General features: G+C 41.2%; 16 protein-coding genes and 1 pseudogene. 4 read left to right on the forward strand and 13 right to left on the reverse strand.

The genetic code is table 11. From position 1 onward, the window contains the following. The first annotated feature begins 421 nt into the window (after nucleotides 1-421). Nucleotides 422-1,699: a YjiH family protein gene (locus PQR79_RS06580; protein ID WP_238107210.1), complete on the forward strand. Its 1,278-nt coding sequence runs from the start codon at nucleotides 422-424 to the stop codon at nucleotides 1,697-1,699. A 154-nt stretch (nucleotides 1,700-1,853) separates the two neighbouring features. Continuing rightward, nucleotides 1,854-2,219, forward strand: coding sequence for a PilZ domain-containing protein (locus tag PQR79_RS06585; protein WP_238106947.1), 366 nt, complete (start codon nucleotides 1,854-1,856; stop codon nucleotides 2,217-2,219). Nucleotides 2,220-2,324: 105 nt separating this feature from the next. On the opposite strand, the gene radA is transcribed toward PQR79_RS06585, so the two are convergent. Next, nucleotides 2,325-3,704, reverse strand: coding sequence for a DNA repair protein RadA (gene radA / locus PQR79_RS06590; protein WP_238106946.1), 1,380 nt, complete (start codon nucleotides 3,702-3,704; stop codon nucleotides 2,325-2,327). Nucleotides 3,705-4,174: 470 nt separating this feature from the next. Here radA and PQR79_RS06595 point away from each other — a divergent pair, with 470 nt between their 5' ends. Next, nucleotides 4,175-6,568 carry a PilZ domain-containing protein gene (locus PQR79_RS06595; RefSeq protein WP_238106945.1) on the forward strand — a complete coding sequence of 798 codons (2,394 nt, stop codon included), beginning with the start codon at nucleotides 4,175-4,177 and terminating at the stop codon, nucleotides 6,566-6,568. 9 nt (nucleotides 6,569-6,577) lie between these two features. Here PQR79_RS06595 and PQR79_RS06600 read toward each other — a convergent pair whose 3' ends face one another. Then, nucleotides 6,578-7,486, reverse strand: coding sequence for an alpha/beta fold hydrolase (locus tag PQR79_RS06600; protein WP_238106944.1), 909 nt, complete (start codon nucleotides 7,484-7,486; stop codon nucleotides 6,578-6,580). 97 nt (nucleotides 7,487-7,583) lie between these two features. Continuing rightward, a complete protein-coding gene (gene serB / locus PQR79_RS06605; protein WP_238106943.1) occupies nucleotides 7,584-8,570 on the reverse strand; it encodes a phosphoserine phosphatase SerB in 987 nt (328 codons plus the stop codon). Nucleotides 8,571-8,731: 161 nt separating this feature from the next. Between serB and PQR79_RS06610 the strand changes: the two genes are divergently transcribed. Next, nucleotides 8,732-9,418, forward strand: coding sequence for a YtjB family periplasmic protein (locus PQR79_RS06610; protein WP_238106942.1), 687 nt, complete (start codon nucleotides 8,732-8,734; stop codon nucleotides 9,416-9,418). Nucleotides 9,419-9,501: 83 nt separating this feature from the next. Here the strand turns inward: PQR79_RS06610 and deoD are convergent, their stop codons facing one another. The 10 genes and pseudogenes from deoD to pnp all read right to left on the reverse strand — a co-directional run bounded on the left by deoD (nucleotide 9,502) and on the right by pnp (nucleotide 22,593). Then, entirely contained in the window at nucleotides 9,502-10,212 is a 711-nt protein-coding gene (deoD, locus tag PQR79_RS06615; protein ID WP_238106941.1) for a purine-nucleoside phosphorylase, read from the reverse strand. Nucleotides 10,213-10,315: 103 nt separating this feature from the next. Continuing rightward, nucleotides 10,316-11,533 (reverse strand): phosphopentomutase, encoded by a 1,218-nt coding sequence (locus PQR79_RS06620; RefSeq protein WP_238106940.1) that lies wholly within the window; start codon nucleotides 11,531-11,533, stop codon nucleotides 10,316-10,318. Nucleotides 11,534-11,544: 11 nt separating this feature from the next. Next, nucleotides 11,545-12,876, reverse strand: a complete 1,332-nt coding sequence (gene deoA, locus PQR79_RS06625; RefSeq protein WP_238106939.1) for a thymidine phosphorylase — start codon at nucleotides 12,874-12,876, stop codon at nucleotides 11,545-11,547. Between the two features lie 146 nt (nucleotides 12,877-13,022). Next, nucleotides 13,023-13,796: a deoxyribose-phosphate aldolase gene (gene deoC, locus PQR79_RS06630; RefSeq protein ID WP_238106938.1), complete on the reverse strand. Its 774-nt coding sequence runs from the start codon at nucleotides 13,794-13,796 to the stop codon at nucleotides 13,023-13,025. 401 nt (nucleotides 13,797-14,197) lie between these two features. Then, nucleotides 14,198-15,037: a nucleoside-specific channel-forming Tsx family protein gene (locus tag PQR79_RS06635; protein WP_238106937.1), complete on the reverse strand. Its 840-nt coding sequence runs from the start codon at nucleotides 15,035-15,037 to the stop codon at nucleotides 14,198-14,200. Between the two features lie 358 nt (nucleotides 15,038-15,395). Next, a pseudogene (locus PQR79_RS06640) lies at nucleotides 15,396-16,647 on the reverse strand (NupC/NupG family nucleoside CNT transporter). Nucleotides 16,648-16,824: 177 nt separating this feature from the next. Then, nucleotides 16,825-17,586, reverse strand: coding sequence for a TatD family hydrolase (locus tag PQR79_RS06645; RefSeq protein ID WP_238106935.1), 762 nt, complete (start codon nucleotides 17,584-17,586; stop codon nucleotides 16,825-16,827). 191 nt (nucleotides 17,587-17,777) lie between these two features. Continuing rightward, nucleotides 17,778-19,358 (reverse strand): peptide chain release factor 3, encoded by a 1,581-nt coding sequence (gene prfC, locus PQR79_RS06650; RefSeq protein WP_238106933.1) that lies wholly within the window; start codon nucleotides 19,356-19,358, stop codon nucleotides 17,778-17,780. Nucleotides 19,359-19,434: 76 nt separating this feature from the next. After that, on the reverse strand, nucleotides 19,435-20,346 hold the full coding sequence (nlpI, locus tag PQR79_RS06655; protein ID WP_238106932.1) for a lipoprotein NlpI: 912 nt from the start codon (nucleotides 20,344-20,346) through the stop codon (nucleotides 19,435-19,437). 150 nt (nucleotides 20,347-20,496) lie between these two features. Continuing rightward, nucleotides 20,497-22,593, reverse strand: a complete 2,097-nt coding sequence (gene pnp / locus PQR79_RS06660) for a polyribonucleotide nucleotidyltransferase (RefSeq protein ID WP_238106931.1) — start codon at nucleotides 22,591-22,593, stop codon at nucleotides 20,497-20,499. Nucleotides 22,594-22,615 lie beyond the last annotated feature (22 nt).

Genomic DNA, 22,615 nt, shown 5'->3' on the forward strand with positions numbered 1-22,615 from the left:
CGCGCAGTAAGCCTAAACACTTTTCGGTTAAGATGGCTGTTTATCGCCTATTGCTTCATTCACATCTTCGCAAAAACACTTTACAAACAAATATAAAACAACAAATTAACACGCTGATTATTTTATGTTTTATATGATCTACAACACAAAAATATATCGCGTATATCTACCCACATTTATCTAATAACTATTCGGTACAGTTATCATTTTACATACGGCAGATAAGGGGGTAACCTTGCCTTCCAAAAATACGCAACTGAATGGACATTCACTACTATGTCCATGTTCGATAGTAGGCAAGTGCGACTTGCTCACTCAAAAAGCACATACGTAAGGTGTAGTTAACGTGACACAAAAAAAACATAGTCTTAAAACAATACTGACTTTTATTATTCCGTCTCTGATTGGTCTGCTTCTGTTTATGACCCCTATCAGCATTGACGGTGCTATCACTATTCCGATCGCTATCGTTTCAAAAGCATTGCAAACTGAAATGGGCAGCACGATTCAGTTAATCGTAACAGCCATCGTTGTCTTAATGGCTATCGCCTCTGTACTGACAAAAGTGATTAACCCTCAATTTATTCGTAAAAATCACTTCTTGCGTACCCTATTAAAAGTCAATTTATTTTGGCTAACGACTCGGGTGCTTGGAGCGATATTTATCGTGATGGTTTATCTGCAAATTGGGCCTGAAGCTATCACCTCTTCGGCTACGGGCGGCTTAGTATTAAACGACTTAGTGCCAGTATTGTTTTCAGTATTTATTTTTGCAGGAATGCTTTTACCGTTATTACTTAACTTTGGATTACTTGAATTTTGTGGCACTTTGTTGACCAAAATTATGCGACCCATTTTTAACTTGCCAGGCCGCAGTGCCATTGACTGTATGGCATCATGGTTAGGTGATGGTAGTGTTGGTATTTTAATGACCAATAAACAATACGAAACCCGCTTTTATACCGAAAGGGAAGCGGCGGTGATTGGCACGACATTCTCAGCGGTATCGATTACATTTAGCTTAGTGGTTATTTCGCAAGTCAAACTTGAACACTTGTTTGTGCCGTTTTATTTAACGGTTTGTTTAGCCGGAATTGTCGCGGCGATAGTTGTGCCAAAATTACCACCGTTGTCATGGAAAAAAGACACGTATATCGACAACACACCACGTCATGAAGATGACGAAAGTGTACCTGCAAATCACGGCGTCATGTCTTGGGGGTTTGAACAAGCCATGCAACGTGCATCAGGCGCTGGTGGCGTTAAGCAAGTATTAGTTGAAGGCGTTAAAAACGTTATCGACATGATATTCGGAGTTATCCCGGTCGTCATGGCCATTGGTACCGTGGCATTAGTACTTGCTGAGCACACACCATTGTTTAACTACCTTGGTATGCCATTTATTCCATTACTAGAACTACTGCAAATTCCAGAGGCGACAGCAGCCTCTAAAACCATTGTGGTTGGTTTTGCGGATATGTTTATTCCCTCTATTTTAGCCAGTTCAATTGAGTCTGACTTAACCCGCTTTGTGATTGCTGCGTTATCGGTTACACAGTTAATCTACATGAGTGAAGTAGGGGCTTTATTGATTGGCAGTAAAATTCCGGTTAACTTTTTTGAACTGTTTGTCATCTTTATCTTGCGTACATTAGTCACGCTCCCCGTTATTGCTCTTATGGGACATTTGCTGGTTTAAGCTTAAACATGATCGACAACACAAAGAGCGCATTGCGCTCTTTGTGTTGTGTAAAAATGCAGCGCGAACGGCAAAAATCAAGTATGCTTTATTTTAATAGACTCAATTATAGTGAGCAATAACTCGTTATCATTAAACGCATTAAGGGTACCCAATGGATGACAGACGCAAATTTTCTCGTATCTTATTTGCTGCCAGCGCTCATTTAGCGCAAACGGAGCAAACTTGGCGTACCAAAATTTTAGATTTAAGCCTTAATGGTGCACTCGTAGAGTTACCAGAAGGTTATACTGGGCAACTCAATACCATATTAACGTTGGCATTTGTGTTGCCAGACTCTGATATTGAACTGCAGATGGAAGCAGCTATCGTGCATAAAACCCACGAGCATCTTGGGTTAAAGTGTACCCACATCGATCTAGATAGCATTACCCATTTGCGCCGAATTATTGAATTGAACATGGGCGATGCTGAATTACTCGATCGTGAGCTAACCTCACTTATTACACCTGCGCCATAAGGATAGTCGTTCGTTATTGTTACTGATTATAGATAACCATTTTTGCACTTTGTAAAACGAAAAAGGCAAGCCGAGTGGCTTGCCTTTTTCAGCTCAGGACAAAGACTAATTAATCAGTTCGAGTAACTCATGGATAGTTTTAACCGGGGTAATTTTAGCACCTAGGCCTTCCATGGATTTGTGGTAGTTACGAAATGGAATAAATATCTCAGTAAAACCATGTTGCGCGGCCTCTTTCACTCTCGGCACACCACTGTCAATTGGCCTTACATCACCATTTAAGCTCAACTCCCCCATAATGCAGGTGGTTCTTGGCACCACAAAGTCATTTAAACTGCTCAATAATGCCGTCACCAATGCTAAATCGATACAGGTTTCAGACTCATCAATTTTTAAACCGCCAACAATATTAAAAAACGTATCATGGAAAATCTTTGTTTTTGTATGTTTACGTAAAATCCCGGTTAACATTTTAATCCGGTTCATATTGAGCCCCACACACACGCGCTGCGGAAACTCAGATTCGGTTTCAGTGGTTAAACATTGGATCTCTAATAACAAGTTACGATTACCTTTACGAATGCAGGTAATGGTAGAACCGGGAGAATCAGTTGTTGACCCAGATAAAAATATCTCGCTGGGGTTATCAACGCTCACCATGCCACGCTCACTCATGCGGAAAATACCCACGGTATCAACATCACCAAAACGATTTTTATTAGCTCTTAAAGTACGGATTTGGCCGTCATTAGTATCGATATGCAATAACGAATCGACAATGTGCACTAACGTTTGCGGCCCCGCGATTTCATTATTTTTATTCACGTGGGCAATGATAAACATAGTGACGTTGTTTTTTTTACAGTATTGGGTAAACGCCTGCGCAGCCGTTTTAACCTGCGAAGGCGAACCTGGGCTGCCGTTGGCATTCTCGGTTATCACCGCTTGAATCGAGTCAATCACCGCAAATTTAATTTGTTTTGCTTCTAACTCTTCGATAATCGACTCAACACTGGTTTCCGATAACAAGTATAAATTGTCTTCGTTATAGTTCAGTTTTAAGCGATTTACCCTGTTTTTGAACTGAGATAATGATTCTTCAGCAGTACAATATAACGACGCTGTCGACTGCGACATCCGCGCGACAAGATCCGACAGTAAAGTGGTTTTACCCGCACCGGGATCACCTGAAATAATATTGACTGACCCCGTAGTCAAACCGCCACTTAATACGCGATCTAACTCACCTATACCCGTGAGCCTTTTTTCTGCTTCTACTGATTCGACTTCATTCAGTTTTTTAGCACCGCCCCCCGCAGCGCCGGCATACCCCAATACCGCAGGACGAGATGCAGACGTCTTAGCAGCAGATAGGCGCACCTCAACTAACGAATTCCAGGCACCACAACGACATTGCCCCTGCCAACGCGGATAATCCATACCACAATCGTCACACACAAATGCCATTTTTGGAGCTTTAGCCATGTTACTTCCTACCATTTACACGAATGTTTAGTCTTTTAAAAACTTAACTTAAGGTTGATTTTTCACCGCACTTAACTGTGGCAATATAAACCGTTAATACAATCAGCCCCATTATCCTATAACGGTGCAGTAGAGACAAAAGCTTAGATAACTTATATAAATACTCAATTAAATGAAGTTTATAGCGAAGATATATTGTTTGAACCTTGCCAAAAATACCAATCTTGTTCACACTGAATACGCCTAAGCAATAAAAGCAAAAAACGACAAATACTAATGTGGTGTAGCATGATGAGATCGATATTAATTTCACACTCGTCGATTACTTTTATTCATTTACTTTTGCATCATATTAGCTTACCAATTGTTGATTGGTCATGCATAATGATGAAAAATATTATAAAGAACAGCATGTTCTTGCCGATAAATATTAGCCAGACTCACAATAAGCCAATAAAACGATAACATAAATGAGTTTAGATAATCACAGTGCATTGATTGAACAACTTAAACCCTTGTTGATGGAGCCTGATTTTCAGGAAATCTTCGAGCAGTTAACTGCGGATGAATCAAACTCAACCCGATTCCTATTAAAAATGGAATTAAACCGCATCTCTTCGCAATGCACTCGTATTATTGATTTGCGTGACAAAACAGAATTACCCTGTGAAGAAGTTGTCATAGCCAATCAAAGACACTTTCTTGACGAACCGGCTAAAGAGTCACTCATCAATGCTCTGCCTTTATATCGTAATAAATATACACTTGGTGTTTACGAACAGGTTGTTAAAGCGCATAAGTTACGCCGTTTAAAGCTTCGTAATATAGAACCAGAAGAACTGATTTCAGAAGAAAACCCTTATTTAGTACCAGGTGTTGTGCTTGGCAGTTATTTTAATCGCTGTGAAGAGCGAATGAATTACAGCATTCGAATTGCGGTGAATCAACCAGGAGTGCCAGAGGTCAACGGCGTCACCCTCGATCTTTCTGTTGGCGGCGCGAGGATAAAACTTCCTTTAAAACACCACTTAGATCAAGACAAGCCGATTAAGCTCAAATTACTCGAACTAAGTGAAGAGTTTTTTGTAGATGATCTTCAGCATGGTGTTGACTATCAAATTGTTGATATTCAAAACAAAGACGGCAATGCCATACTAAGACTTAAACGCCTTGGCGGTGGTGAGACGCTCGACAAAGTGATTAGTAAAGTCATTCGAAGCTTTAAATTTCGTTACAAAGTGGATGTTAATGATGTCATTGTGACTGCCACAGGTCTTGGTTATGAGCGGCATTACTTACCCCTATTAACCCATCTTCCTTTGTATATTAGCGTTAAAGATGACATACCACATATTGCTTATGAGCTATTAGGCCGAGGTAATCAACCAATACAACACTATTTTCAAGATGAAAATGAAGTCAGCCAGTTGCCTAACTTCTTAAATAGCCGACGATTAACTCAAATTTTAAAAAATACCCTTGATGTTGACCACTGTTTATTATTTTCATTTACTCACCACGCACAAGGGAAGTTGCATTTCTACTCAGCGTCGCTAGCAGAGTTAAAAGCGACCAAAAACCTGCATTTATTTTTAGGATTTGCATCAACCAAAGCGAGCTGGCGAGTATTTAAGGTTGTAGCGCAAACGATTGATCACAGCAAAAACTACAAAACATCAACACTACCAGGTGATGATGCACGTTATAGTGCTCTAACAGAGCAACAATTAGCGCAATTTAGCCATACGTTACAATTGATCGACTTAACCAATGAAGATGCACGCAAAGATTACCAAGGGTGGTTTAATAAGGCCGATGTCAATGGCCTGAAAATTTTTGCACAAGCCAAGGTTAAGAAACACAGCATTAAAAAAGTATCGATGCCATTCAGTGAGCGTCGTCACGAAGCTCGTTTTGCATTTAAAACCCTTGTAACGATCCAACAAGGCGACAAGAAAGCCACAGGCGTCACCCATGATATTTCTAGTCGAGGCTTACAGCTTATATTAGAAGAAAGCGTCGATTTTACCGAGCCTGCTCAAGTTATGTTGTCTTTCCCTCGCCTGCAAGCCGCTTCAGGCAAAGCCAATTTAGCCCATTTACCTTATCAACTCATCCGTAGCCGCATGAACGGCCAAACATTGCATTTAAGTGCACTGATAGGACACACACCACATGATGGCGTTGAGTTTTTAAATAAACTGATTGCACATAATAAACAAAAACTAGAGCAATTATCTGATAATGAAGGCCAACTTAAAGAGCTAGCCGACGGACTTAAAAACTTGTTTATGCGTCAGCTGCCTGGAGTACCTTATTTTATTGAAAAAACAGTTAAATCAGCACAGATGGCCTACATTGGCATTGGCACAACCACTGATGAAATAAGCCATTTGTTTGCCCAAGACTCGGACCAAGTACTGCAATATAATTTACGACCATTACTTGATAACAATGTCCTAAAACAACAAATCATCGATCCAATCAAAGCCATGAAACCTAGCCATGACATGGATTTTTTTGAGGTGTTTATTCAACTCGTGCGCCAAGCAAGAGGCTCTGTGCAACTAAAATGTGTACTTAAGTCGGAGCTAGGCGGTAAAGACAACCAAGTAAAATTTATTCAACAAAGTAAAAAAGTTGGCCGTTTTATGGCTTTACGAGTCTATCGTGGTGCGACAGACAAACCAGACATGAGTTATATTCGTCGTGAATTAGAATATATCCATATTCATGCTAACCACCGCGCCAAACATCTTGAAGAACAACTGTGGAAAGTCATCGGCTCTGGTGAATTACTTGATATAACAGCAGAAGTAGAAATACGTTACCCCAGCTTAGTCATGATCAGCCAACCTAAATAACAACTTGCCTTATAAGGTTAAATACCACTGCTTAATCGCGACAAAGTGGTCTTGCTCAGCTTGTTTATGGGTTAACATCCCTGCATGATCATAATCAAATAAGTTTCCCTGCGCTTTAGACAATAATGTATATTTCACTTGCTTAAAGCCACATTCGGCAATCATATCGCGCACATCAGAGGGATTACCCAGTACTCGATCGTTTTTACCCGCAATAAACCAGCTTGTTGGCCACAGGGTTTGTCTTGCTGCACTCGCATAATCAAAATCATCATCGTGATCTATCCATTCGCCTTTTACCCAATCAATCGTTTGCAATAACGAGGCGCGACTTTCGTTGTCCATGCCAACACGTAAACGATTTGCATCTAGATAACCTTGCCTTTGCACAAAAAAAGGGGCCAAGCGGTTCCAAAAAAAATCGACCATTAGCCACTTTTTGAACGACTTAATGCTAATGGTTCGTTTGGAGCCAAATGTTAGCAAGGATGCAACACTGCCCTGCAAATCAGCAAAACGCACTAAGCTACTGGCCATGAGTACGCCTCCCCACGAATGGGCACACCAATGAACTTGGTTTACGAGTGGGTGACGTTGCAATATAAACTGATGTACCAACGGGAGCTGCTCACGGATCACCTCACCTTGCCCCAGACTAAAATCACGGTGAATTTTAGGTTCGCTTAAGCCTCGTCCGGCGGTATCCATCACATAAACATCAAAGCCAGCTTTAGCCAAAAAACATGCTAATCCACGGCCTGACTCACTGTAAAACACCCTGCCGTTAGACATAGCACCATGTAGCATCAAAATTGGGGTCGTCGCCCCATGTGGAGTTTGAGGATGAATATGCCTTACGTGAAGGCGACCTTCACGATAAGGAATAAATAATGAATGTTGTAAAATAGCAGTCGTCAAAATAGGCAGTATTCAATTCAATCGTAAGGTTAAGCTATCATTACTGCCATGAAATACCTAGAGTAATTGCGTTAAAAATTAACGCAATTAACGCATTCTATGCTTGTAAGCAAAAGACTAAAGCACGCAGGTCTAAACGTTGAATCGCCGCATCAGCCGCCGCAACTAGTTTTGGTTTGGCATGAAATGCCAAACCAAGGTCGGCCGCTTGGATCATTGGAATATCATTGGCGCCATCACCAATAGCAACACACTGCCCAGCCGCTATTGACCATTGCTTTGCACTTTTTGCAATCACATTAGCTTTATATTGTGCATCAACGACCTCGCCCGTGACTTCACCCATCAGCTTGCCATCTTTTATCACTAACTCATTAGCGTAGGCCGCATCTAAACCGAGTAATTGTTTTAACTGACCAACAAAAGGCGTAAAACCACCAGAGGCAACCACCAATTTCCATTGATAAGACTTGAGCTCAGCAATCATCGACTCAATCCCAGGCATCAAGGGTAAAGAATCGCATAATGATTGAATGATATTCTCATCTGCACCGGCTAATTTAGCTACACGCTGCCTTAACGACTGCTCAAAGTCTAGCTCGCCACGCATGGCGCTGGCGGTCACCGCAGCAACTTCTTCACCCACACCAGCCAATGCCGCGAGTTCATCAATACATTCGATTTTAATCGCGGTAGAGTCCATGTCCATCACTAATAAACCGGCAACCTTAAGCTGTGCGAGAGGTTGTTGAATAAGCACGATTTCAGCGCTGACTTGTTGTGGAAAAGAGCCTATCCATTGGTCACTCACACTTTGAGTAGCAAGCTCGAATCCGCGCAAATCGTTTTGTCTTTTCAGTTCGGCAATATGCACATCTGTTGGTGTCTGCGCTAACCAAGATTCGATTTCAGCGGCGGATTCAACATTAAAAATAACTCGACAACGGTAAGGTAAATGAGATTGTAAGCCCAATACATATTCAGATTCATCATAGCGGTATAGCACACGACCTTGATGTTGATAAGTCTCACAAGTCTCTGAAAATAACCAATTAAGTAAAACATTATCACGGGTTTGTTGCATCAATCCGGCCTCTTGGTATGTTACGACTATCTACTGACAAAATTTTCGATTAGTATAGCTTTTTGATGATTTTCTGTAATTGAATTGCCGCTGTGCCTTATATACACCACAGACAACCCAAAGCAGCCTTCAATTAAATAGAAAAAACACTGAGGATTAAAGTGATTTTTGTTAAAGGTCTTAAGAAAAGACAAAAATTCAGTCGGATAGTACAAATTATTATCGCAATAACACTGATTTTTGGTCTGATACATTTATGGCAGGCCAGTTTACGCAATGGTCAAAACTTACTTAACTCGCAAACGAAAGTAATGGCACGCTTACTGGCACAACAAGCTGCCAATGGCGCTGCCCCAGCTATGTATTTACAAAATGACGAGCAACTTCAATGGTTAGCGTCGGCATTAGCCGCTGATCCTAAAGTCATGTCTGTGAATATTTACAATTCTCAAGGTGTTAGACTTGCCTTTGCTCAGAGTGTGTCTTTTGAGCAATTAGAAGCTGACTCAGAAGCATTAAAAGGTTTATTAAAACCTTACCCGCCATTAATCGAAAATGTGGTTCAAGATGACAACAACCTAGGTTATGTTGAGGTGCGCTTAAACTTGGATATCTTTTTTGACGAGATTAAGATTTTGCACGAACAGAACATGGAGCTTCAGCAAATGATGTTAATCGTTGCTGGCTTTATCGGTTTGCTATTATCGCGTTCACTGTCCTTTAAGCGAGCCGATTTCGATCGCCGAAAAACACGCGCTAAACTGCACAAAAAGCCAAAAAAATCGGCCTTGCTTACGGAGTCTTCGCAAACGGCAGATAATGTTGTTGATAAAAATCCCCTCGCCTAAAGTGCAACACGCTAAAGATAGGTATAATCAGCAACAAAAAAGAGGCACTCATTGAGTGCCTCTTTTTAATATAACATTATAAATTAGAGCGTTAACGCTGCATCTAATGTCATCACGATCATGTCGTTGAAAGTTGTTTGACGCTCATCAGAAGTGGTTTTTTCACCCGTACGGATATGGTCAGATACTGTCACAACACATAAAGCTTTAGCACCTAATTCATGTGCCACACCGTATAAACCAGCGGCTTCCATTTCAACGCCTAATACACCCATTTTTTCCATCACGTCAAACATTTCAGGATCTGGTGTGTAAAATAGGTCAGCAGAGAAAACATTACCTACGCGGATTTTAGTGCCGTGAGTTTTAGCAGAATCGACCACTGCGCTCAGTAAGCTGTAGTCAGCAATAGCAGCAAAATCGTTATCTTTAAAGCGTAAACGGTTCACTTTAGAGTCAGTACAAGCACCCATACCAATGATCACGTCACGTACTTTTACGTCAGTGCTGATTGCACCACAAGTACCAACACGGATTAAGTTTTTAACACCGTAGTCTTTGATAAGCTCATGAGCATAAATTGAACAAGATGGGATACCCATGCCGCTGCCCATTACAGAAATACGCTTACCTTTGTAGGTACCCGTAAAGCCTAGCATGTTACGTACATCAGTGACTTGTTCAACATTTTCTAAAAAGGTTTCTGCAATGTATTTAGCACGTAGCGGATCGCCTGGAAACAGTACAGTTTCAGCAAAAGCACCTTCTACAGCATTAATATGTGGTGTAGCCATGTTATAACCCCTATGTTTCTATTTTATTTGGTCTTGCTTTAATAATATCGACAGTTTAGCAAACACATTAAATTTTATATAGAACCGTCGTTTGAAAATGTGACTAATTAATAAAAGATTCACCATAATTCATTGGTTCTAGTTTAAAGTAGCTCGCAATGGATTGGCCAATATCAGCAAATGATTGACGACGACCTAATGAACCAGCCGGTAAACCTGCTCCGTACGCTAATACAGGCACACGTTCACGAGTGTGCTCTGTTCCAACCCAAGTTGGGTCGCAACCGTGATCAGCGGTAAACACCACTAAATCGTCAGGCTGTAAAATAGCAAAGAGTTCAGGTAAACGAGAATCAAAATACTCTAATGCTTTCGCATAACCGGCAGTGTCGCGGCGATGACCATAATGAGAGTCAAAGTCGACAAAGTTAGTAAACACGATGGTGTTATCACCTGCGCGTTTTATTTGCGTTAAGGTCTCGTCAAATAACTCTTCAAGGCCTGTCGCTTTAAACTTTTGTGTAATACCACTATGTGCATAAATATCGGCAATTTTACCAATACTGACCACTTCACCGCCGGCGGCTTTCAGCTTATCAAGGATGGTGGGGGCCGGGGGTAATACCGCATAATCGTGACGATTACCTGTGCGGGCAAAATCAGCAGGGCCAGTGCCCACAAAAGGACGGGCAATGACACGGCCAATGTTATAAGGCTCAAGTTCTTCGCGAGCAATTTTGCATAAGTTGTACAGGTTTTCTATGCCAAATGTTTCTTCATGGCAAGCCACTTGAAATACAGAGTCAGCAGAAGTGTAGAAAATAGGCTTGCCTGTTTTCATATGCTCTTCGCCAAGCTCTTCAAGAATTTGGGTACCAGATGCATGACAGTTCCCTAAGAAATCCTCTAAACCTGCACGTTTAAGAATTTTATCAGTCAGCTCTTTCGGGAAAGAATGAGTTAAATCGCTGAAGTAGCCCCATTCATACAGAACCGGTACACCCGCCATTTCCCAATGACCACTAGGAGTATCTTTACCAGAACTCAGCTCGTCAGCATGGCCATAAGCACCAATCACTTCAACATCAGCGTTAAAGCCATCAGCAAATTTACCCGTGCTTTCAAAGCCAGCATGACCTAAACCTAATTTAGCTAAATTAGGCAACTTTAGAGGTCCCTGACGACCAATATCGGCTTTACCTTGTGCACACGCTTGAGCAATGTGACCAAAAGTATCAGAACCGACATCACCAAACTTTTCAGCATCAGTAGCAGCACCAAGGCCAAAAGAATCTAGCATTAAAATAAAAGTACGTTTCATTGTGTTTTCCTTTATAAATCTGAAGCGCGAATGTAGCGATATATTTCAGGCGTCTTTTCTGGCGCGCTATCACTAATCACAATTGCTTTTTGGACTGCCGCAGCAGCTTCAGCAAAGGCATCTTCAGATTGAGCATGGATCATCGCTAACGGAACATCTTGGTTAACTTCTTGACCCAGTGCGCAAACTTGAGTTAATCCGACACTGTAATCGAGCGCATCACCCGGTTTACGACGTCCACCACCTAAAGTGACGACGGCTAAACCAAGTTCGCGGGTATCCATGTGGTGAGCAAAGCCGGAAGTATTGGCATAAACTGGACGAATAATCTTCGCATGAGGCAGATACTTGTCATAAGCCTCAACAAAATCAGTTGGACCGCCTAAACCAGAGACCATTTTAGCAAATGCCTCAGCCGCTTTACCATTATCTAATACAGTATTTAGTTTATTGCGAGCGTCGGCTTCGTTTTGTGCAATACCACCCAAAACAAGCATTTCAGCACATAAACCCATAGTGACAGCATATAAACGTGGGTTACGGTATTGGCCGGTTAAAAATTGAATGGCTTCGCGGACTTCAACAGCATTACCCGCACAAGAAGCCAATACTTGGTTCATGTCAGTTAATAACGCTGTGGTTTTAGTGCCAGCACCGTTGGCTACTGCGGTAATACTGCGGGCCAATTCTTCAGAAGCTTCGTAAGTCGGCATAAATGCACCACTTCCCACTTTGACATCCATCGCTAACGCATCAAGACCTGCTGCCAGTTTTTTCGATAAGATCGAGGCGGTAATAAGCCCAATAGATTCAACGGTAGCCGTGTTATCGCGAATAGAATAAAAACGTTTGTCAGCTGGCACGAGATCGCCCGTTTGGCCGATAATAGCCACACCTGCGTCTTTAACAACTTTACGAAATAATTCGCTAGAAGGCTCGGTTTGATAACCAGGAATGGCATCAAATTTATCAAGTGTGCCGCCGGTATGGCCTAAACCACGTCCAGAAATCATGGGCACATAACCACCACAAGCTGCCGCCATTGGGCCAAGCATGAGGCTGATTACATCACCCACGCCACCTGTACTGTGTTTATCGATAATAGGACCATCTGCACGTAATGCATCCCAGTTTAATACGGTGCCAGAATCACGCATGGCTGTGGTCAGTGCAATACGCTCATCCATATTCATGTCTTGGAAATAAACCGCCATACCAAATGCCGCAATCTGACCTTCAGATACAGTATTACGAGTAATGCCATCGACAAAGAATTGGATTTCGGCTGTGCTAAGTGCATCGCCATTGCGTTTTTTACGGATGATCTCTTGAGCAAGAAACATAATACGTCCCCTTTTAGGCAACCCATCACCTTTAGGATCGCCATTAATATAGGAATACTATCTTACGATAGTGCCTTTAGATGACACCTTAATGCGTCACCTAAAGAGAAAATAAAGCCTAGCAGATCTCTGCTAGGCTATTGTCATTAGTAACCTGAAGTAGGCTTAGGCGCGTCTGACAACTCTAACGTGTGCAATAAGCTGTTTAATAAGCTTGATGCGCCAAAACGGAATGTTTGAGGCGTCACCCAGTCATCACCTAAAATGCGTGCTGCAAGGCCTAAAAACTCAGCCGTTTGAGCGGCATCGCGTACGCCACCGGCTGGCTTAAAACCAACGTTACGGTCTTTTTCACTGATTACGGTTAACATAATTTCAGCGGCTTCTAATGTGGCATTAACCGGTACTTTACCTGTTGATGTTTTGATAAAGTCTGCACCTGCATCAATTGAAATTTCAGACGCTTTACGGATTAACGCAGGATCTTTTAACTCACCAGACTCAATGATGACCTTAAGAATGGCTGCATCGCCACATTCTTCTTTACAGGCTTTAACCAGTTCAAAGCCTACTGTTTCATTACCTTCCATTAAGGCGCGATACGGGAATACAACATCAACCTCATCAGCACCATAAGCGACTGCTGCGCGGGTTTCTAATACCGCAATAGCAATATCATAGTTACCGTGTGGGAAGTTAGTTACTGTGGCGATTTTGATGTCTTCACAGTCAAGCTCATTTAGCGTTTTACGCGCAATAGGAATAAAACGTGGGTAAATACAGATAGCGGCAGTATTGCCAGCAGGTGATTTAGCTTTGTGGCACAAGTCGATCACTTTTTGATCGGTGTCATCGTCATTTAATGTGGTTAAATCCATTAAAGAAATGCCAAGTTGCGCCGCTTTTTTTAAATCAGTCATAATTGCTCTCCAAACGAAAAATCAAAGTAGATAAATTTTTATTCAGGCAACACTAGGTAGCAGGCATATGATTATTATTATGGCCGGGCCTTCAGTATTGCCAGTAAATCTAGGTGATATTTACTAACCTAAGTATTCAATCTGATAACGAGTACCACGACTTGAATCCTTGAAGACCGGAAAAGATAAAACAAAGATAGTTGTTTCAACCATTCCGCGAAAAATCCGTTTTAGCGCGCGAAAATAAAACTTTGTAGAGTACAAACCTTTATATAAAACTACGGTACTTGGACAATAATTTTAGATAACGATTTCTATAGTTGGGATGTTTTTTTGTTTTTGTTATGTTTTAAATTTGGAGCCGCAAATTGCGGCTCCAATAACCACAACGTTAACAAGTATTAGAACTTGTAAGTTGCAGAAAGATAGTGTGACCAACCTGTAGATTCTAGTGCTAAAGCACCTGCACCATCTTCTAACAAGTAAACATCTTTGAAACCTTTTAAGCCATAACCAAGTGCATAACGGTCAGAGTGCCAGTATAGACCGAAGAAGATGTTACCACCGCTTGAAGTGGTTGGTACGAATGCTGTTTCGTCTTCGTCAGCACCAAACTGATAATCGATATAACCTTGGAATGATAAGAAGCTCTTGTTGTCGAAGAAGTGGAAAGGCTTGAACCAGTTAGCAGAGAACTGATAACCATTCCATTCTTTATTATTCATGTCGTATAAACCATAAAGGTTCATACCAGTTTTGCCTAACCAAGGTACGTTTACGTCTGCACCAACACCCCAGAATGTAGAGTTAACGCCTTCGCCGTTAAGACCATCCCAGTTGAAAAGTGTAGAGAAATAAACTTCTTGAACTGGGCCAAAAGATAAATCTTTACCAGTAATAGCATCGATTGAGAAACGTGGAGCAAACTTCATGAATAGTTTACTGGTTCCTGAACCTGGGTTTTTGTCACCATTATCAGTTGTTTCGTTAGCTAAATTGAATATATCTACATAGCCATATAAATCAACAACACCAGAACGACCACCAAACTCCATTTCTAAATAGTTGTGTTGGTCACCAGATGCTGGATTTTCTGGCTTTTCACCGATAGAGTACATAGCATTAAACTGTAACCACTTGTAATCACTAGCGTGAAGGTCTGTACGGTCTGCAGCAAAAGCATTACCAGAAATAGCAGCAACTGTTGCACCCGCTAAAGCTAACATTTTTACATTTTTCATCATCAACCCCATGTATATTATTAAACTATCTTCTTGGATAGCACTTCTTTTTAATTCACTCGTATTTTACCGTTAATGCTAAAAATCACAACAATTAATCGATAAAAAACGAATACAAAATTCTATTCTGTGAACAATATCGCGACACAATGTCTACATATTGATAACAACACTTATTGAGACTAGCTAGCGGTTTTAAAGCATCCTCTTTCGCAGTCATCAATCAGTTGTCGTGTTACATCGGAAATGGTGGATTAACACAAAAATCAATAACAACGTTCTTATTACACTGGGTCTCTATCGTTATAAGTGTAAAGACCCAGTGTGATAGGAGAAACCTCCTATCAAGACTCTTAACTTAGATAGCTAAGAATAAACCGGCTAATGTCGCGCTCATTAAGTTAGCTAATGAAAACAGCACGGATACCTAATTTTGCAAGGTCATGGCGACGTGAAGGAGCCATAGCACCTAAACCACCAAGTAAGATTGCAATAGAAGATAAGTTAGCGAATCCACACAGTGCAAATGAGATAATCGCTTTAGTACGATCAGTCATGACAGCTTGTGTTGCTTCAACTAGGATACCGCCATCTGCAACATCTTTTAGGTATGGAGCAAAGTTTAGGTAAGCAACAAATTCGTTTACAACAATCTTTTGACCGATGAAAGAACCCGCAACTAATGCTTCGTTCCAAGGTACACCGATTAAGAATGCTAAAGGCATGAAAATATAACCAAGGATAAGTTCTAGAGTAATACCCTCTAAACCAAACCAACCTGTTACGCCACCGATGATGCCGTTGATCATGGCAATTAAGCCAACGAATGCAATCAACATTGCACCAACGTTAATCGCTAGGCTCATACCAGATGAAGCACCACCTGCTGCAGCGTCTAATACGTTAGCTGGCTTATCAGGATCTTCAGGTAAATCGTCCATTTCGTTGATCGCAGTTTCAGTTTCAGGGTGCATCAGTTTAGCCATTAATAGACCACCTGGTGCTGCCATGAATGACGCTGCAACTAAGTATTGAATTGGAACACCCATTTGCGCGTAACCCGCTAGAACTGAACCAGCAATAGATGCTAAACCACCAACCATGATGGCGAATAATTCAGACTGAGTCATTGTGGCAATGAACGGACGAACAACTAAAGGCGCTTCAGTTTGACCAACGAAAATGTTGGCTGTAGCAGACATAGACTCTGTACGGCTTGTGCCTAATGCTTTTTGTAAACCACCACCAATAATACGGATGATCCACTGCATGATGCCTAAGTAGTAAAGCACTGCAATTAAAGAAGAGAAGAATACAATGACGGGTAATACGTTAATGGCAAAAATAAAACCAACTTTAAAGTTAGCTAAATCACCAAATAAGAAGCTAATACCACTTTGTGCATAACTAATTACACTTGATACAGCGTCAGAAACACCTTTCAGAATATCTTTACCGATTGGAACATATAATACGAAGCCGGCGAAGAATGCTTGAATTGCTAAAGCACCACCAACGGTACGTACATTAATTGCTTTTTTATTATTTGATAGTAAGAAACCTATCGCAAGTAGGGTGACCACCCCTACTAAACTCATTAAAATATCCATTAATCATCACCCTTTTGTTAACAGTTTTTTTGAATGTTGTTAACTCACCTAATTTCCGTTGATGATTATAACTGAGCATGAAACGAAAAGCGTCGTTTTGATCAACTTTTTAGAGTTTAATTTCAATCTCTTAGGCAACAAAACTCAAATTTACACAATTCGTTTTAAAAAAAACAATTAAAGCTCAAACAGTTGCAAAGCATTTTTATTCAACTGTTCTAATATACAAACAGTTTCATTTTTCTTTAAAAATGAGATTTCGGACACAATTCTGGTTAATGTTAAAGGCGTATTACGTTGATTAACATCATCGAAAGGACTCATGCTTGGTGAATCTGTTTCTAACAAAAAATGATTTAACGGCAACTCAGCAACGGCCTGCCGAAGCTTTTTGGCACTAGGGTTGAGCAATAATCCACCAATCCCTAATTTAAAGCCGAGATCGATATATTGCTGAGCCACAATACTGTTTCCGTAAAAGCCATGGATTACACCTCCTCGGCTTAACTTGGCTGCACGTAGCAATCCTAATAATTCTTGATGCGCTTTTACCGCGTGTAAAATCACTGGTAATTGATATTTTTGGGCAAGTTCTAATTGCTTCTCTAATATTAACAGTTGCTTATCAGACCAATTATGTAATTTATCTAAGCCACATTCACCCACGGCAACTAAATGCTTATTTTGTCTATATTGCGTTAACTTGGCATCTAGCTTACAAATGGCATCATCAATATCATCTGGTACATACCAAGGGTGGATCCCTAGAGAAAAATACCATTGATACTTTTCAGCAATTTCTAGTTGTTTATCCCAAGCGTCCACAGCCACTCCAGGAATAATCACAGAAGTAATTCCTTGGGCAGTCATCGCTGCAACCAATTGCACTCTATCAACATCAAACTCAGGCATATCAAGATGAGCATGGGTATCGATCATTAATCACCTACTTAACCCAAAAGGTATCAACATATTGTCAAACACAGTCACTTTAATATCAATATCGACACAAACGCGCCTTTTTAAATACAGAAATACGTCATCAATACTGTGATGCTCCCCTTAAAATGCATAAAAAAAGGCGGCCAAAGCCACCTTTTTAACACTAAAGTAACATGTTGAGTAACAAATTAATGTTCGCGGGTCTTAGCAAACTCAATGTCAGGATAACGTTCCATAGACAGGTTTAAATTAACCATTGTTGGCGCAATATAAGTTAAGTTATCGCCACCGTCGAGTGCAAGGTTAGCACTGCATTTTCGACGAAACTCTTCAAGCTTTCGTTCATCTTTGCAATAAACCCAACGAGCAGTACTCACACTAATACCCTCGTAAATAGCTTCAACGTTATATTCGCTTTTTAAGCGTCCAACAACCACTTCAAACTGCAGAACACCAACAGCACCAACAATTAAATCATTCGAGTCTATCGGCCTAAACACCTGAACCGCCCCCTCTTCAGATAATTGCACCAAGCCTTTGAGTAACTGTTTTTGTTTTAAGGGATCTTTTAAACGAATACGGCGAAACATTTCTGGCGCAAAGTTAGGTACTCCAGTGAAACGTATCTTTTCACCTTGAGTGAAAGTATCGCCAATGCGCATGGTACCGTGGTTATGCAAACCAATGATATCACCAGGGTATGCTGCTTCGGCACGATTACGATCACCCGCCATAAAGGTCAATGCATCACTCACATTAACATCTTTACCAATTCGCACATGGTGCATTTTCATGCCTTGCTCATATCGACCTGAGCAAATACGCATAAAGGCTACACGGTCACGATGCTTAGGATCCATGTTGGCTTGAATTTTAAAAATAAACCCAGAGAACTTTTCTTCATTGGGTTGTACTTCACGGGCATCCGTTTCACGTGGCAATGGCTTAGGTGCCCACTCAACGATACCATCTAGAATATGGTCAACACCAAAATTACCTAATGCTGTACCAAAATAGACAGGCGTGAGTTCACCCTTTAAAAATGCTTCTTGGTCAAACTCATGCGACGCTCCAGCAACCAGTTCCATTTCATCGCGGATCTCTGTGGCATAAGCGCCCAGTTCTTTATCGAGTTCAGGGTTATGTAACCCTTTAATAATGCGTTTCTCTTGGATGGTATGGCCCATACCGCTTTGATATAAGATCACTTCATCACGCAGAATATGATAAACACCTTTAAATTCTTTGCCTGAGCCAATAGGCCAGGTAATCGGTGCACAAGCCATTTTTAAAATGTCTTCAACTTCATCCATTAACTCAATGGGATCACGAATGTCACGGTCACATTTATTCATGAAGGTCACAATCGGAGTATCGCGTAATCGCGTCACTTCCATCAGTTTAATGGTTCGATCTTCAACACCTTTAGCGGAATCAATAACCATTAAACAAGAGTCTACAGCGGTCAGAGTGCGGTAAGTATCTTCCGAAAAATCTTCGTGACCAGGCGTATCAAGTAAGTTGACGAGTGCGCCACCGTAAGGAAATTGCATAACTGAAGTCGTGATAGAAATACCACGATCTTTTTCCATTTCCATCCAGTCCGACTTAGCATGTTGCCCAGACTTTTTACCTTTAACCGTACCGGCTTTTTGTAAAGCTTGTCCGAATAAAAGTACCTTTTCGGTAATGGTGGTTTTACCCGCATCGGGGTGCGAAATGATGGCGAAGGTACGACGCTTGTCGACCTCAACGTTGTTGCCTGACATGTTAACCTTGCACTAGCCGCTAAAAAAGGCGCAAATTATAGCGCCTATCAACAGAATTGGCTAGGCAAAGTGCGGTTTAACCTTCGCCAGATAATGCAACTGACTTTTGGATCATGTTTTTCATTTTTGCCAATTCGATTCTGGCGTAACGATGCTCAACAAAATCGTAAATATTTGTCGCTAATGTTAATCGATAAAAATTTGCAGCTTGTTGGTATTGGCCTTGTGCAGCAGCGTGTTTTGCTAAATAGAAATAAGCTTCACATAAACGCTCAGCATATTCCTTCGGTTGTGACAAGCCCACTTTGGCAGCCGCAAAAACTTGCTCTTGATTAATTTTACCTAAATAAAAATCAACCAAAACACTCGCCCAATCTTGAGTGTTTAGCTGTTGACGCTGTAACGCCAAATCAGCTAAAGCCTGTGACTTATCAACTGCTGATGACATTAAATAAAGCCACAACACCCGATAACCATCAGTCGGGTCTCGTTCAAAAAAGGCTTGCATATCTTCTATCGCTAACTGGTAGCGCTCACCATAGTACAGAGCGATACCACGATTTAGATAGGCATAATCGTAACCTGGAGATAACTCTAATACACCATCAAAGGCCTCATAGGCACTTTCAAACTCGCCTTCTTGGGTGTAATAAATACCTAAAAAATTATACGCATCAGCTAAATCAGGTTGAAGCTTAATAGCTTGATGGAAATCAATTCGACCTAATAAACGTAAACCGACGCTGTCGTAGATAACCCCGCGGTCGTAATGAAAACGTGCACGCTGTTCATCCGTGAGCTCCATGGTCGCTAATACTTCATTTAGCTTAGCGAGAGTCACTTCCATTTTATAATCAGGCATGACAGGCGCGACAATCATTTGCCCTGCAACATCATCACTAGAGCCTTGCGTTGCAGCACAGCCTGACAACAACATGCTTGCACCGACAGCAACGGCAATGACTGTGGTGCGTAGTTTACATTCCATTCATATTACCTTATCAGGTTTTATTTATATTCAATATCATAGCAATCTGCTTATCTAAGAGCTATGGACTCATACAGATTATTTTTAATAAACATAAAAAAAGGAGATCGTATGATCTCCTTTTTAAGTCACTTAACACGTAAAATTAAATTACTCAGCAGTTTCCTTAGTCTGAGCTTCTTTAATTGACAATCTTACGCGACCTTGGCGATCCACTTCCATTACCTTAACAGCAACTTCTTGGTTCATTTGAAGGTGATCTGACACATTAGCTACACGCTCATCGCTAATTTGCGAGATGTGTACTAAACCGTCTTTACCGGGAAGGATGTTAACAAACGCACCGAAATCGACGATACGGATAACTTTACCATTGTAAATACGGCCCACTTCAACTTCAGCAGTGATTTCTTCAATACGACGAATCGCTTCTTTAGTTGCTTCACCGTTAGACGATGCAATTTTGACTGTACCGTCGTCATCAAGTTCAATCGTAGTGCCAGTTTCTTCAGTAAGTGCACGAATAACCGCACCACCTTTACCGATAACATCACGAATTTTTTCAGGATTAATCTTGATAGTCGTAATACGCGGCGCGTGATCAGAAATATCATCACGGTGCGAACCAATCGCTTGGTCCATTACATTTAAGATATGAACGCGAGCGCCATAAGCTTGTTGTAATGCAATATCCATGATTTCTTTCGTGATACCTTCAATCTTAATATCCATCTGCAATGCAGTAATACCATCACGAGTACCGGCTACTTTAAAGTCCATATCACCTAAATGATCTTCATCACCTAAGATATCAGAAAGTACAACAAAATCGTCGCCTTCTTTCACTAGACCCATTGCAATACCAGCAACAGAAGACTTAATTGGAACACCGGCATCCATTAATGCTAAAGATGTACCACAAACAGAAGCCATAGAGCTTGAACCGTTTGATTCAGTAATTTCTGATACGACGCGAACACTGTATGGAAATTCTTCAGCTGAAGGCATAACAGCATTCATACCACGCCATGCTAACTTACCATGACCGATTTCGCGGCGCTTAGGTGAACCAACCATACCTGTTTCACCAACAGAATACGGAGGGAAGTTATAGTGAAGCATGAAGCGGTTAGTGCGCTCACCCATAATGCTGTCAATTTTCTGTGCATCACGTTCTGTACCTAAAGTACAAGTCACTAATGCCTGAGTTTCACCGCGGGTAAATAATGCGCTACCGTGTGTGCGAGGTAACACACCAGCAAGTACGTTAAGAGCACGGATCATGTCTGGTTCACGACCGTCAATACGTGGCTTACCACTGATAATACGACCACGAACCACTTTCTTCTCTAAGCTACCTAATAAGTTGTCGACTTCACGTAAATCAACATCTGCATTCTCAGCAACAAGAGCCGCTTTTGCCGCAGCTTTAACAACACCGACTTGAACATAACGGTCTTGTTTAACTTCAATTTGATAAGCGTCAGTTAATCCTGCTTCAGCAAGATCTTTAATTTTAGCCACTAAGTCTTGGTCTTGAACTGGTGCAGTCCAGTCCCATGTAGGCTTACCCGCTTCAGCTTTAAATTCGCTAATGGCGTTAACAACAACTTGTTGTTGGTCGTGACCATAAGTCACAGCGCCTAACATGATTTCTTCAGCAAGCGATTTCGCTTCAGATTCAACCATTAATACTGCAGCTTGAGTACCTGCAACAACAAGGTTTAAGTCGCTTGTAGCAAGTTGTTCTACACTTGGATTAAGCACGTATTCGTTATTAATATAACCCACACGAGCAGCACCGAGAGGACCATTGAAAGGAATACCTGAAATAGCTAACGCAGCTGAGGTACCAATCATTGAAATAATATCTGGCTCAATTTGTGGATCAACAGAAACCACAGTGATGATAACTTGAACTTCGTTTTTAAAACCGTTAGGGAATAAAGGACGAATTGGACGGTCGATAAGACGGGCAATCAAAGTTTCATCTTCTGATGGACGACCTTCACGTTTGAAAAAACCACCAGGAATTTTACCTGCTGCATATGTTTTTTCTTGATAGTTAACTGTTAATGGGAAAAAGTCGCGACTTAAATCGGCTTCTTTTTTACCCACTACGGTAACTAGTACTGTGGTATCGCCCATGCTGGCTAAAACTGCAGCATTTGCCTGACGTGCAATGACACCTGTTTCTAAGGTGACGGTATGTTGACCATACTCAAAACTCTTTACAATTGGATTCACTTGACCCATTCCTTAATTTAAT

Origin of the sequence: Shewanella metallivivens (assembly GCF_028750675.1) — a bacterium.
Lineage (GTDB): Bacteria > Pseudomonadota > Gammaproteobacteria > Enterobacterales > Shewanellaceae > Shewanella > Shewanella metallivivens.

What these genes read in the sequence shown, in the direction of transcription:
- PQR79_RS06620 (WP_238106940.1), bottom strand. Translation starts at nt 11,533, where the DNA reads ATGAAACGTACTTTTATTTTAATGCTAGATTCTTTTGGCCTTGGTGCT.
- PQR79_RS06580 (WP_238107210.1), top strand. Translation starts at nt 422, where the DNA reads ATGACCCCTATCAGCATTGACGGTGCTATCACTATTCCGATCGCTATC.
- radA (WP_238106946.1), bottom strand. Translation starts at nt 3,704, where the DNA reads ATGGCTAAAGCTCCAAAAATGGCATTTGTGTGTGACGATTGTGGTATG.
- PQR79_RS06595 (WP_238106945.1), top strand. Translation starts at nt 4,175, where the DNA reads ATGAGTTTAGATAATCACAGTGCATTGATTGAACAACTTAAACCCTTG.
- PQR79_RS06645 (WP_238106935.1), bottom strand. Translation starts at nt 17,586, where the DNA reads ATGATCGATACCCATGCTCATCTTGATATGCCTGAGTTTGATGTTGAT.
- nlpI (WP_238106932.1), bottom strand. Translation starts at nt 20,346, where the DNA reads ATGGAATGTAAACTACGCACCACAGTCATTGCCGTTGCTGTCGGTGCA.
- deoD (WP_238106941.1), bottom strand. Translation starts at nt 10,212, where the DNA reads ATGGCTACACCACATATTAATGCTGTAGAAGGTGCTTTTGCTGAAACT.
- PQR79_RS06635 (WP_238106937.1), bottom strand. Translation starts at nt 15,037, where the DNA reads ATGAAAAATGTAAAAATGTTAGCTTTAGCGGGTGCAACAGTTGCTGCT.
- prfC (WP_238106933.1), bottom strand. Translation starts at nt 19,358, where the DNA reads ATGTCAGGCAACAACGTTGAGGTCGACAAGCGTCGTACCTTCGCCATC.
- serB (WP_238106943.1), bottom strand. Translation starts at nt 8,570, where the DNA reads ATGCAACAAACCCGTGATAATGTTTTACTTAATTGGTTATTTTCAGAG.
- PQR79_RS06585 (WP_238106947.1), top strand. Translation starts at nt 1,854, where the DNA reads ATGGATGACAGACGCAAATTTTCTCGTATCTTATTTGCTGCCAGCGCT.
- deoA (WP_238106939.1), bottom strand. Translation starts at nt 12,876, where the DNA reads ATGTTTCTTGCTCAAGAGATCATCCGTAAAAAACGCAATGGCGATGCA.
- deoC (WP_238106938.1), bottom strand. Translation starts at nt 13,796, where the DNA reads ATGACTGATTTAAAAAAAGCGGCGCAACTTGGCATTTCTTTAATGGAT.